We start from the raw sequence: 12,573 nt of genomic DNA on the forward strand, positions 1-12,573 counted from the left end.
CGGTCGGCCCACGGTCAGTGGGCGAGCGTTTCGGCTCCGCAGGACGAGCGGATCTTCAATTCGGGCAGGAGCTCGACGTGTTGACGCGGGGCCGGCCGGCGTCCGCTCCCCCGCTCGGCGAGCCGCTCCAGGAGGAGCTTCGCAGCCGACTCCCCCACCCCTCGTCTCGGCGGGGCCACGGCGGTGAGCGGTACGTCGGCGAGCGGGGCGACCTCGTCGTCGTAGGCGATGAGCGCCAGGTCGTCCGGGACGCGGATGCCGCGGGCCTGGAGCCGGGGCACGAGCACGATCGCGTCCTCGTCGCTGTGCACGAGGGCGGCGGTGACTCCGCGCTCGCGGACGGCGTCGGCCAGGTGGTCCACGCTCGAGTCGTAGTCGCCGTGTTCGCGGACGGAGGGGGCGCCCCGGGCGTCGTCGAGGCCGAGGGAGCGTACGGCCGACTCGTAGCCTGCGAGGATCCGCTCGGCGTGCGGGCCTTCCTGGAGTACGGCGGTGATCCTGCGGTGGCCGAGGGCGGCGAAGTGGCCGACGGCGACGGCGGCTCCGTGGGCGCGGTCGGTGCGCACCCGGTCCAGGGCGGCGGCGGGGTTGCCGGGCGGGGCGGAGCGTTCGACCAGGACGGTGGGCACGCCCCGGTCCAGGAGCCATTGTTCCTGGCCGCCGACGGGGACACCGCCCGACCAACTGGGCGCGACGAGCAACCCTTGCGCGCCGCCCGCGAGGAGGTGCCCGGCCTGGACGGCGTCCTCCGTGTCGACGTGTCCGGAGACTCCGAGGACGAGTCGGCCGCCCTGTGCTCCCACGGCCTCGCGGGCGCCGCGCACTATGTCGGCGAAGATCGAGGCGGTGGTCGGCACGATCATTCCGATCACGACGCCCTCGGCGGACGCGGTGGACCGGGTGGACGCGGCGGGCTCCTGTCGCGCCGCCCGTACCCCGACGGTGCTCGCGCCGCCCGGCCACACCACCGCGCCGTGCAGCCGGTGCACCCGGCCCTGTCCTGCCAGCGCCTCCACGTCACGCCTCAAGGTGACGGCGGATACGCCGAGTTCGGCCGCGAGCTCGGCGACCCGCAGGCTGCCGCGCTCGCGGACGAGTTCGAGCACCCGCTCATGGCGTTGGTCGACGTGCGGTCGCATGGGTCCCCCTGAAGGTGAAACTGGTCGCGGTCACTCTATGCCGCGGATCGTTTCGATCGTTTTGATCGCATCGGTGGCTCCGGATCTTCGAGGGCACTCAGTCCCCATCCGAGGCGCACTGAGTGCCATCCGCGTCGGCCTGGTGCTACGTTCCCGTCCATGAGCTCCAAGCCGCCCATGCGGGACGCCCTGGTGGCGGCCGCGTTCCAGCTGTTCCTGGAGCGGGGCTACGAACAGACCACCATCGACGACATCGTGGCGCTGGCCGGGGTCGGGCGGCGGTCGTTCTTCCGCTACTTCCCGTCCAAGGAGGACGTGGTCTTCCCCGACCACGAGCGCTGTCTGGCCGACATGACGGCCTTCCTCTCCGCCGGCGGCGACGAGCACGAACCCGTACGGCGGGTCTGCGACGCGGCCCGGCTCGTGCTGCGCATGTACAACGAGAACCCGACCTTCTCCGTCCAGCGTTACCGCCTCACCAAGAAGGTGCCCGGGCTGCGCGCGTACGAACTGTCGGTGGTGTGGCGCTACGAGCGTGCCCTCGCCGACTATCTGCGCGGGCGCTTCGCCGGTCGGCGCGACGGCACCCTGCGGGCGGACGTGATCGCGGCCGCCGTGGTCGCGGCACACAACAACGCCCTTCGCTCCTGGCTGCGTTCGGACGGGCAGCGCGACGCGGGTGCCGAGGTGGACCACGCCCTGGGGTATGTCCAGTCCGCCTTCGGACACCCTCCGGTACGGGCCGCCGGCGCACTCCAGGAGCAGCAACCCGAGGACGTCGTGGTGGTCGTCTCCCGGCGCGGGGCACCGATGTGGCGCGTCGTCCAGGAGATAGAGTCCGCGTTCGGTCGCGACTGAACCGGAAAAGCCAAGGGTACGCAGTGTCTTTACGCTTGGCACTGAGTGCCATACGCTGTGGCCGTGCACGGTGGCACGGCAAGCCGCGCACATGCGTGCCCGGCTCGGCCGCGCACGCGGGATTCCGGCCGAGCGCAGGGAGTTGACAGCGTGTACCACCACTCAGGATTCGCGACCCGTCCGGCAGTCGGCTCCCCGGCGGGCCTCCTCGATCCGCCCACCGCGGACGGCGACACCATCCTCTTCCAGCGCTGCACCTGGTGCGGCACCGCCATGTACCACCGGCTGTTGTGCCCGGTCTGCCAGGGCGGCGACCTGCGCACGGAGCGCAGCGAGGGCACCGGCACGGTCCGCCACTCCACGACGGTGCACCGCAACACCCCCGCCGCCCGGAATGTGTCGCTGATCGAGATGGCCGAGGGCTTCGTGGTGCGCGGCCGGGTCATAGGCCCGCCGATCGGCATCCACAGCGGCGATCGCGTCCGGCTGTCCACGGCCAAGGACCCGGTGCGCGGCGAGCCCGTCTTCCAGCTCCTCGACGAGCCGTACCGCGCCTGGCACTGACCCTCACCCCGATCGGCGTCGGTCCACGGACCGCGTCCGAACGGCCGTAGCGCGAAGCCGAGTTCAGGCCCGGCCGACGAAGATCGGCCGAATCCTCCTCCACAGGCAACCCACAGGCTCTGCTTCTCGTCCTCCGGGGCGCGAGAGGCTCCCGTGACGCACGGGGTGCCTGAGCCTGGGGTTCGAGGAGGAGAACACATTGTTCCGTGCCCGGCGAATATGGGTCACGGCCGCGACGGTGCTCGCGGTGGCGGGAGGGATGTCCGGGTCGGCGCAGGCGGCGCCACCGTCGGACGCCGGACCGTTGACGGCGAGGGCTGCGGCCAACGACGGCAAGCTTCCGCCGGGTTGGCGGATCACGGGGAAGGGTTCCGCGCAGCAGCTGGTCTGGCGCTCCGGCAAGCGGGTGCCCATGGCGGACGCCCGCGTCGAGTTCCATGCCGGGGGCCGGCTCCTCGGTGTGCCGAGCCCGGCGAAGGACGGACGGACCTTCCGGCTCGGCCTCGGTGCCGTCGCTCCCGAGCAGCTGACGGACCTTCAAGTACTGGCCGCAGGACGGCGGTTGGATGCCGCCGGTGACAACAGCGGCTCCGGCAGGAGCCGTTCGGAGGCCGCCGCGCGGCCCGCGGCACCGCTCCCGGCCGGCGCGATCGATCCCGGCAAGCCGGGCACGTACCGTACGACGACCGGCGAGTACACGCTCAACTCGGTGCGTCTGCCCGGGTATCCGCAGCCGATCGAGATGCAGGCCGTCGTGGTCGCGCCGAAGGGCGCCACCGGCAAGCGGCCCCTCGCGCTGTTCCTGCACGGCCGTCACTACACCTGCTACAAGCCCGGCACCGAGGACATCACCGGCGACTGGCCCTGCCCCACCGGCCTGAAGTCGGTCCCGAGCTACCGGGGTTACCTGCGCGACCAGCAACTCCTCGCCTCCCAGGGCTATGTCACGGTGTCGATCTCCGCGAACGGCATCAACGCCCAGGACGCCGATGCCGAGGACGCCGGCGCGCAGGCCCGCTCCTCGCTGATCCGGCAGCACCTGGCCCACTGGGCCGACTGGTCCGCCCACCCGGAGACGGCGCCGGCGGTCGTCCGCAACGCCCCCCAGGCCGACCTCTCCCGCGTCCTGCTGATCGGCCACTCGCGCGGTGGCGAGGGCGTCAACCGCGCGGCGATGGACAGCCTCTACCCGCCGCCGGCCGCCCAGGACGGCTACCGCGGCCCGGTCCGCTGGAAGATCCGCGGCACCGTCCTCATCGGCCCGACCATCTTCGGCCAGAACCCGGTGGCCGACGTCCCGTCGGTGACGATCCTGCCCGGCTGCGACGGCGACGTCTTCGACCTCCAGGGCGAGGTCTACGTCGACGGCACCCGCGGAGTCAGCCGGGGTGCCGCCCTGCACAGCGCGGTCTACGTCGAGGGCGCCGACCACAACTTCTTCAACACCGAGTGGACGCCGGGCCAGGCCCAGGCGCCCGCCGAGGACGACTTCTACGACGACCCCGACCAGCGGGACGCGGTGTGCTCGCCGGGTGCCGCGACCCGGCTGACCGCCGACCAGCAGCACAAGGCCGGCTCCACCTACATCGCCACGGCCGCACGGCTGTTCATCGCCGGGGACGACCGCGCGCGTGAGCTGCTCGACGGCTCGGGCCGCCGCGCCCCCTCGGCCGACCCCGCCCGGGTCCTCACCCACGCGGTGGGCGCGAACCGCGGCGCCGGGTTCCTCCCCGACGGTCAAGTCACCGTCTCCGGCGGCAAGTTGTGCTCCGCCGTGGACCCCGACCCGGCCGTCGCCTGCCTGAGCGACGACTCCAAGGGCATCTCGCCGCACTTCGCGCAGTGGGAGGCCACGAAGGAGGTCGGCCGCCGCGCCGTCGCCCTGCGCTGGTCCGCCGCCGGTTCGCCGGTGACGGTACGCCCGAGCAAGCCCGTCTCCCTCGGCGGTGCCAAGGGCCTCGCGCTGCGCGTGATCGTGCCGCCCAACACCACCGGCACCCAGCTCGACGTGTCCGTGACCGACACCTCGGGCCACCGGGCGACGCTCGGCCGGGTCCGCGTCGACGGCCTGCCCGGCACCCAGCGCACCGCCTCCTACTGGGCCCGCGAGATCCGCGTACCGCTGGCCGCGGCCTCGCACGCCGGGCTCGACCTGCGCCACATCAAGTCCCTCGACCTGACCCCGCGTTCGCGCTCCGGCCAGGCGTGGCTGATGGACGCCTGGGCCTGGCGCCCCGGAACTCCGGCGGTCACCACGGCTCCGCTCCCCCGCGTCGACATCGGCCGACTCACCGTCAAGGAGGGGGACTCGGGCGTCAAGACGTACCGCGTGCCCGTCCAGGTGTCCGGCCACGGCAGCGGCCAGGTCCGCGTCTACATCAACAACCCGGCCACGAACCAGGACACTTCACGTCTGGTGACGGTACGGCCCGGCGGCAACACCATCGACGTACCGGTGAAGGTGGAGGGCAACACCCGCTTCGACTACGGCGTCCAGCACGACATCTTCGTGAAGGCGGTGCACGGCGCGGTCGTCGGCGCCCACCGGGGTGGAGTGACCACCGAGAACGACGACCCGATGCCCACGTTCAAGGTCACGCCGATCGCGGACCGGGTCACTGAGGGGCAGCCCCTCAAGTGGAAGGTGACGCTCTCCGCACCGGCCGACGTGGAGCTGAACCCCGCGTTCCTCGTCCAACCGATCGCCTCCGGCGCGGAGTTGTCCACCCTGGACGTCGACCCGCAGTGGCTCAGTGAGAACTCCGGTGAGGAGGCCACGCCGGAGCGCCCGCTGTCCAAGGTGCTGGGCCTGTTCCTCTGGACCACCGTCCCGGCGGGCCGGCTCAGCGGAGAGATCAGCGTGCCGACGATCACGGACCAGGTGACGGAACAGCCCGAGTCCGTACGGTTCGTGGCCGTGGACGAGAACGGCGACCCGCAGAGCGGCGGACCGGAGTTGACCGGCACGGTGCTCGACGCGTCGTAACGGAACGCCGTACGAAGGGAAGGGGCCGCAGCGCGAAGGCTGCGGCCCCTTCCTCGTGCAGGATGCGACGTCAGGATGCTCAACTCTGCTTCTGCGTCCCGCTGTTCATCTTGGCGCGGTTCTCGGTGAGGAGTTCCTGGACGCGTTGTTCGACCTCGCGGGGGTCGAGGCCGAGCGCGGCGCCGATGTGGGCTGACCACACCTCGGAGCGGAGGTTGGTCTCGAAGTCGAGGTCGGCTCGGACGTCCTCGCGGGCCGCCTGGCGGTTCTGGCTCACCATGACGAAGGTCGACAGGAAGATGGCCTCCAGGCTGACGATCATCGTGAGCAGCCCGTACGGGTACGGGTCGAAGATCCCGCCCTGCCCGAGGAGTCCTTCGTTGAGGGCGATCCAGACGGCGAACCACAGCGCGTGGATGTAGACGAAGAGCATGGTGCCGGCGAAGGCGGTGATCGCGTCGGCGACCCGGTCCTGGGTACCGCGCATCCGGGCGAAGACGACGCGCTCCTGCCGCAGCGGCAGGTCGTCCGGGTTCAGCGCGGGGTCCACGGGCGCTCCCTGGATTCGGTGTGCAAGGGGTTCGTCCTCAGGGGGTGAGCGTCACTCGGATGCCGATGGTGCCGTCGAGCCCGCGGCGCAGCCGGCTGCCGAGGAGCGTGATGCGCCCGGTGAGTCCGTACTTGCGGGTGATGAGCTTGCGGTAGCGGGCGGTGGTCTCGGCGTCGCAGATCTCGGCGGTGCCGGGGACCTGGTTGCCGGTCGGGTTGCCGCGCAGGTCACAGGGGCCGACGAGGACATCGGCGCGGGCCCGGATGCGCTTCACCTTCCAGGAGTCGGCGACCGTCCACACCCCGAGTGTCTCGCCGTCACGCACCACCCACACCGGGGTGGCGACCGGGGAGCCGTTCTTGCGGTAACTGGTGATCAGCAGGTACTGGCCTGCGCCGAGCCGGTCCAGCGGGGTCTCGTCCATGGTCGGCAGTCTAAGCACCCGCCGGTGCCCGCAGGAGATCGAGATACCGGCGGGCGAAAAGGTAGGCGTCGCCGGGCCAGCGAGCCGACAGATAGGTCCCGTCCCGCACGACGAACGCGTGCGTGTCGTCGCTCGCGGTGCCACGCCGGGTGAGCTCCTTGGGACCGCGCTCGAACTGCGTACGCGGGTCGTCGAGCGCGCCCCGCACCTCGTCCTCCACGTAGGCGGGGTAGGTCCGGTAGTAACGCCCGAGACGCCAGGCGGTGCTCAAGTAGGCAGTACGTTCCATGTACTTGGGCAGACAGGTCGTACGGCGTCCGGCGATGACACTGCGACCGGTGTCCGGGTCCTGGGTACGGGCCAGCACGAGAACCCCGTGACAGATCGCACCGGCCGGACGGCCGAGCTTCCAGAACTCCCCTACCTTGGCGCTCAGTTCAGGGGACCCCAGGTACTGACGCATACCGGGCGCGTGTCCGCCGGGCAGCAACAGTCCGTCGAAGCCGGTCACGTCCAGGTCCGCCCACGCGAGCGTGTCGCTGAACTCCGCTGCGGCGGTGAGCTGTTGATAGAAGCGCTTGGGTTCGTCCTCGGCACCGAGCTGCCCGAAGAGAACGCCGGTCAGCAACCGAGGATCCGCGGCGGGCAACGTCCCGGCCCGCTCGGTGGCGAAGACGACCTCGTGCCCGGCATCGGTGAGCAACCGCCACGGCACGGCGACCTCGGTGACATCGAAGTCCCGGTCGGGGACGGGCATCAGCACGCGCATGGGGTCATCATGGCAGCCGGGGCGGGTGTCCATGACAGCACGACGAGGTCCGAGCGAGGGCACCGGGCTCCACCTGGGTACCGCCGAGCCAACTCGGCCGTATGGACCGCTCGTTGGAGGTACGCGCTGAAGCCGATCTTCCGTCCGGTGAACACACGAGCGCCGGGCCACGTATGGAGGAAGGGCACTCAACGACCGGAGAGTCCCGCGGTGTCGCACCGCACGTTCGGGGTTCGGGAGCCAAGCATGAGGCACGCACGACGACGGGTCATCCGGCGAGTTACACGGTTGGCAGCCGTCGGCGGACTCCTGCTGGGAGGCGCCATGGTCACTCAGGCGGCCATGGCCAGCGACTCTTCCGGCACGTCCGCCGCCACGCTCAGCGCGCCGCAGACACCCGCGGACAAGGGTTCCGCCTTGGTGGCGAAGCTCGGTTCGTCCCGTACGGCGGGCAGTTGGGTCGATTCCGGCGGCCGTACGGTCGTCGCGGTGACCGATGCGAAGACGGCGGCCGAGGTGACGAAGGCGGGCGCCGAGGCGAAGGTCGTGCCGTACAGCATGAACGTGTTGAACTCGGCCGCCACGACGCTGAGTTCGGCCCCCAAGGTGCCGGGCACCGCGTGGGCGATGGACTACCGGAACAACAGGGTGCTGGTGGAGGCCGACAGCAGCGTCTCCGCCACCGCCTGGACGGCGATGACGAAGGTCGCCAAAGGCATCGGCGCCTCGGTCCAGATGCAGCGCACGCAGGGCAAGTTCACGACCCGGATCAATGGTGCGCAGCCCATCCTGTCGACCGGCGGGCGCTGTTCGGCGGGCTTCAACGTGACCGACGGGACGAACGACTTCATCCTCACGGCCGGGCACTGCGGGCCGGTCGGGTCCATCTGGTTCGCCAACAACCAGGGCGACCAGCAGTTGGGCAAGACGGTCTCCGACAACTTCCCCGGCAGCGACTTCTCGTTGGTGCAGTACGCGAGCGGTTCGGCGGGCGACGGCGCGGACGTCGTCGCGATCGGTAACGGCAGCGGGGTGACCATCACGGGTCTGGCCGACGCGGCCGTGGGCGAGAAGGTGTTCCGCAGCGGCAGCACCAGCGGGCTGCACGACGGCGAGGTGACCGCGCTCAACGCGACGGTGAACTACCCGGAGGGCACGGTCACCGGTCTCATCCAGACCACGGTGTGTGCCGAACCGGGCGACAGCGGCGGCCCGTTGTTCGCCAACGGCATCGCGCTGGGCGTCACCTCGGGCGGCAGCGGTGACTGCACCGCGGGCGGTACGACGTTCTTCCAGCCGCTGACCAAGGCGCTGGCCGCGCTGAACGTGAAGTTGCTCGTGGCGCCGAAGACGGCCGCCTCGCCCGCGCCGTCCGCCTCGGCAGCCGGAAGCGCCGCAGCAGGCTCGGTCACGCCGGGAACCTCCGCGCCGGCGACGAACACCACGGCGGCGGGGTCGACGACCCTGGCGTCCCGGCTCACGGACCCGAAGAACGTGGGCCCGGGCCTGCTGGTCATCGCGGGCAGTCTGATCGCGCTGGTCGCGACGCGCTGGATCCGCGCCGAGCAGGACCGCAAGGCGTTCCAGCGGCACTACTCGGCGATGTGGGGCTGATCACTCAAGGAAGTTCGACAGGAGCAACGGGGTCGGTCGGGTCGACAGGGGCTCGGCCGGCTGGACCGGGGTCACGAGGAAGGTCGGGCGGCGGGATACCGAATACCGACAACGACACCTGCGTCGGTCGACAGCGGCGGCGCTCAGGCCGCCTCAGCCGGCTGCGGAGCCGCGGCGGCCCACTCCATCACAAGCCGTCGGTACTCCTCGCGCTGCTCGACGCTCAGTGTCCCGCCCGATCGGTGCCACAAGGCCCTGATCTCCTCGTTGACCTCGGCTGCCGATCGCTCGGTGGCTGATTCAACACTGGTGGACATGGTGTGAAGCATACGTCGCCCAAGGTGAAGGCGATGTGAGTAATCACGAGTGAACCGGACATATCGGACCGTGTTGCTGATCACGTCATCTGTCAAGCCCCGTAACGCAATTCACACCCCGGCCACACCCAGCACCAGCACCTGGATCGCCAACACCGCTGCGCCACGCGCCCAGTCATGGAAGTCGGACACCTTCGTCTCCACGTCGAGCGGGGCGGCCAGCGGATGCCGGTGGGCGCGGAGCGTGTCGTCCACCGTCTTGCCGGCCACGTCGATCAGGCCGACGCCTTCACCGGCGAGCAGGATCTTCTGCGGGAGCACGAAGTTGGCGATCTGGGCGACCAACGTGCCCAGCGCGCGGGCCGCTTCGTCGATGACGCGGGCGGGCATGGACTCACCGGCGGCGGCGCGGGCGAGGATCTCCTCGTAGGTGAGGTCGAGTCCGGTGGCGGCCCGGATCTGGTAGCGGATGCTGGGAATGGTCAACAGCGAGACGGCGCTGCCCCGTTGACCCGCGGGGGTGATCGGGCCGTTGGGGTTCAGGATCCAGTGGCGGCCGAACCCGCGGTCCTCCTCGGCGTACGGCACGCGCTTGCCGCCGAGGACGAGGCCGTAGCCGATGCCCGCGCCGATGGTGAGGACGACGAAGCGGTCGAGGCCGCGCCCGGCGCCGAACCAGGTCTCGGCCTCGACGAGGGCGGCGACGTCGTTCTCGACGACGACCGGCAACCCGGTGCGCTCCTGCACGAGTTGGGCCAGCGGGACGTCGCTCCACTGCAGGAAGGCCGACTCCCCCACCACGGCACGGTCCTGGACGAGTCCGCCGACGCCGATACCGATGCCGGTGAGCGTGGGGAACCGGGCGGTGAGATCGCCGGTCATCTCGCCCAGCAGATCGGCCACTTGGGCGGGATCGTGGGTGGTGAGCGGCCGGTCGAGGCGGGCGACGATCTCGCTCCTGAGGGTGGTGACGACGCCGTAGACCGTGTCCTCGGTGACCTTGAACCCGGCGAACGTGCGCGACTCGACGACCACGTCGAGGGGTTGGGAGGGGCGGCCCTGGCGGACCTCGGCCGGGCCGCCGCCGTCGGGGACCTCGACCAGCAGACCGGTTTCGATCAGCGGCTTGGTGAGGCGGGTGAGGCTGCCCGCCGAGAGGTCGAGCCGGCGTGCGAGGTCGGTGCGCGACAGCGGGCCGTGGACGAGCACCTCGATCGCGACGGAGCGTTCACCGGGGCTCAGCGGCTGCCAGCTGGCGGCACGTGTGGTCATGAGGGTCACACTCCCACAAGGTCTCTCTCCCCGAGGTTTCTTTTCCTCTGGAAGTAACAGGGCCACTCTACGGCCACATTCCCGCACAGAAAAGATCCCTGCACGGCTATTGACGCCTGGATTCTTTCGCGACGAAAGTAAGTGACCCGAGGACGAGCCGTCGTAGACAAGGGAGTCTCCAGATGACCATCGCCTCAAGCAGTCCCCCGACCCGCAGGCCGCGGGCCCGTGAAGACAGCGGCGACGGTCGGCTGGCGGCGGTGTTCATCGCCCCGGCCCTGCTGGGCTTCGTGGTCTTCCTGCTTTGGCCGACCCTGCGCGGCATCTATCTGAGCTTCACCCGCTTCAACCTGCTGACCCCGGCGAAGTGGGTGGGTCTCGACAACTACGACCGGATGGTCCACGACCCCATCTTCTGGTCGTCGTTGAAGGTCACCGTCGAGTACGTCCTCATCAACATCGGCATCCAGACGGTGGCGGCCCTCGCCATCGCGGTCCTGCTCCAACGGCTCACCCAGTCCGCCCTGTTGCGTGGGATCGTGCTGACGCCGTACCTGATGTCGAACGTCGTCGCCGGCATCGTCTGGCTGTGGATCCTCGACACCCAGCTCGGCATCGGCAACGAGATCATCGGCGGCCTCGGCTTCGACCACATCCCGTTCCTCGCCGACAAGACCTGGGCGATCCCGACGATCGCCCTGATCAACGTGTGGCGGCACGTCGGCTACACCACGCTGCTGCTCTTCGCGGGCCTCCAGGCCATCCCGGGCGACATGTACGAGGCCGCGAAGGTGGACGGCGCGAGCGAGTGGCGCATGTTCTGGCGGATCACGATGCCGCTGCTGCGCCCGGTGCTGGCGGTCGTGCTGATCATGACGGTGATCGGTTCGTTCCAGGTGTTCGACACGGTCGCGGTGACCACCGCGGGCGGCCCGGCGAACGCGACGAACGTCCTCCAGTACTACATCTACGGCTCCGCCTTCGGGCGCTTCCAGTTCGGCTACGCGTCCGCGATGTCCGTGGCCCTGCTGATCGTCCTGAGCGCGATCACGTTCCTCCAGTACCGGCTCACCCGCGCCGGCCAGACCGACCTCGGCTGACCGGAAGGAGTCGACATGGCCACCCTGACCACCACACCCAACGTGCCCAACACCCCTACGCCCACGGCGAAGCGGGAGGTCGTACGGCCGCCCCGGCCCCGGCCCTCCGTCGGCAAGGTCGCCGCCTGGGTCGCGATGACCGCGATCATGCTGATCACTCTGCTGCCCTTCTACTGGATCCTGCGCACCGCGCTCTCCACCAACACCGGTCTCGCCGCCCACCCCTCGGACCCGCTGCCGGTCGACTTCACCACCGGCGGTTTCGAGCGGGCGCTCGGCCTCCAGTCGACCAAGGAGGCGATCGCACAGGGCGGTTCGGGCGGCGGGCTGAAGTTCTGGCGCTATCTGCTCAACTCGGTGATCGTCTCGACCCTGATCACCGTCTGCCAGGTGTTCTTCTCCGCGATGGCCGCCTACGCCTTCGCCCGGCTCCGCTGGCGCGGCCGGGACCGGATGTTCGGGCTGTTCCTGGCCGGGCTGATGGTGCCGGCGATCTTCACCCTGCTGCCGAACTTCGTCCTCATCAAGCAACTCGGGCTCGTGGACACCCTGTTGGGCATCTCGCTGCCGACGATGTTCATGACGCCGTTCGCGGTGTTCTTCCTCAGGCAGTTCTTCATGAACATCCCGCGCGAGGTCGAGGAGGCCGCTCTGCTCGACGGCGCGGGCAAGATCCGCGTCTTCTTCCGGGTGCTGCTCCCGATGGCGTCCACGCCGGTCCTCACCCTGGGCGTGCTGACGTACATCACGTCCTGGAACGACTACTTCTGGCCGCTGATGGTGTCCTACAGCGACAGCTCCCGCGTGCTGTCGGTGGCACTGGCCATCTTCCGCTCACAGACCCCGCAGACCGGCTACGACTGGTCGGGCCTGATGGCGGCGACCCTGATCGCCGCGCTCCCGATGCTCCTGCTCTTCGGGGTGTTCGCGCGCCGCATCGTGAGTTCCATCAGCTTCACCGGAATCAAGTAAGGGGCAGG

Annotated in this window: 12 protein-coding genes; 6 read left to right on the forward strand and 6 right to left on the reverse strand. The window is 70.2% G+C overall.

Going from position 1 to position 12,573, the window contains the following annotated elements:
* Positions 1-14 precede the first annotated feature (14 nt).
* Complete coding sequence (locus OG504_RS06315; protein WP_405988826.1) at positions 15-1,139, reverse strand: substrate-binding domain-containing protein; 1,125 nt, start codon at positions 1,137-1,139, stop codon at positions 15-17.
* Positions 1,140-1,316: 177 nt separating this feature from the next.
* Between OG504_RS06315 and OG504_RS06320 the strand changes: the two genes are divergently transcribed.
* From OG504_RS06320 to OG504_RS06330, 3 genes are all read left to right on the forward strand, one after another.
* On the forward strand, positions 1,317-1,997 hold the full coding sequence (locus OG504_RS06320) for a TetR family transcriptional regulator (RefSeq protein WP_405996263.1): 681 nt from the start codon (positions 1,317-1,319) through the stop codon (positions 1,995-1,997).
* 150 nt (positions 1,998-2,147) lie between these two features.
* Positions 2,148-2,561: a Zn-ribbon domain-containing OB-fold protein gene (locus OG504_RS06325; protein WP_405988827.1), complete on the forward strand. Its 414-nt coding sequence runs from the start codon at positions 2,148-2,150 to the stop codon at positions 2,559-2,561.
* Positions 2,562-2,760: 199 nt separating this feature from the next.
* Positions 2,761-5,547 (forward strand): alpha/beta hydrolase family protein, encoded by a 2,787-nt coding sequence (locus tag OG504_RS06330; protein WP_405988828.1) that lies wholly within the window; start codon positions 2,761-2,763, stop codon positions 5,545-5,547.
* A 79-nt stretch (positions 5,548-5,626) separates the two neighbouring features.
* Here OG504_RS06330 and OG504_RS06335 read toward each other — a convergent pair whose 3' ends face one another.
* From OG504_RS06335 to OG504_RS06345, 3 genes are read right to left on the reverse strand one after another with little or no spacing between them, the layout of a single operon-like run.
* Complete coding sequence (locus OG504_RS06335; RefSeq protein ID WP_405988829.1) at positions 5,627-6,097, reverse strand: DUF1003 domain-containing protein; 471 nt, start codon at positions 6,095-6,097, stop codon at positions 5,627-5,629.
* Between the two features lie 37 nt (positions 6,098-6,134).
* Entirely contained in the window at positions 6,135-6,521 is a 387-nt protein-coding gene (locus OG504_RS06340) for a PPOX class F420-dependent oxidoreductase (RefSeq protein WP_405988830.1), read from the reverse strand.
* A 10-nt stretch (positions 6,522-6,531) separates the two neighbouring features.
* A complete protein-coding gene (locus OG504_RS06345; RefSeq protein ID WP_405988831.1) occupies positions 6,532-7,290 on the reverse strand; it encodes a type 1 glutamine amidotransferase domain-containing protein in 759 nt (252 codons plus the stop codon).
* A gap of 246 nt (positions 7,291-7,536) precedes the next feature.
* Here OG504_RS06345 and OG504_RS06350 point away from each other — a divergent pair, with 246 nt between their 5' ends.
* Positions 7,537-8,904: a S1 family peptidase gene (locus tag OG504_RS06350; protein WP_405988832.1), complete on the forward strand. Its 1,368-nt coding sequence runs from the start codon at positions 7,537-7,539 to the stop codon at positions 8,902-8,904.
* A 143-nt stretch (positions 8,905-9,047) separates the two neighbouring features.
* Here OG504_RS06350 and OG504_RS06355 read toward each other — a convergent pair whose 3' ends face one another.
* Together OG504_RS06355 and OG504_RS06360 are read right to left on the reverse strand one after the other, a co-directional pair.
* Entirely contained in the window at positions 9,048-9,233 is a 186-nt protein-coding gene (locus OG504_RS06355; protein WP_327399287.1) for a hypothetical protein, read from the reverse strand.
* A gap of 99 nt (positions 9,234-9,332) precedes the next feature.
* Positions 9,333-10,493 (reverse strand): ROK family protein, encoded by a 1,161-nt coding sequence (locus OG504_RS06360; protein WP_405988833.1) that lies wholly within the window; start codon positions 10,491-10,493, stop codon positions 9,333-9,335.
* Between the two features lie 182 nt (positions 10,494-10,675).
* Here OG504_RS06360 and OG504_RS06365 point away from each other — a divergent pair, with 182 nt between their 5' ends.
* Both OG504_RS06365 and OG504_RS06370 read left to right on the forward strand, forming a co-directional pair.
* Positions 10,676-11,593, forward strand: a complete 918-nt coding sequence (locus OG504_RS06365) for a carbohydrate ABC transporter permease (RefSeq protein WP_405988834.1) — start codon at positions 10,676-10,678, stop codon at positions 11,591-11,593.
* 15 nt (positions 11,594-11,608) lie between these two features.
* Positions 11,609-12,565 (forward strand): carbohydrate ABC transporter permease, encoded by a 957-nt coding sequence (locus OG504_RS06370; RefSeq protein WP_405988835.1) that lies wholly within the window; start codon positions 11,609-11,611, stop codon positions 12,563-12,565.
* The last annotated feature ends 8 nt before the right edge of the window (positions 12,566-12,573 follow it).

The sequence above is a fragment of the Streptomyces sp. NBC_00986 genome (assembly GCF_045162565.1).
GTDB lineage: Bacteria > Actinomycetota > Actinomycetes > Streptomycetales > Streptomycetaceae > Streptomyces.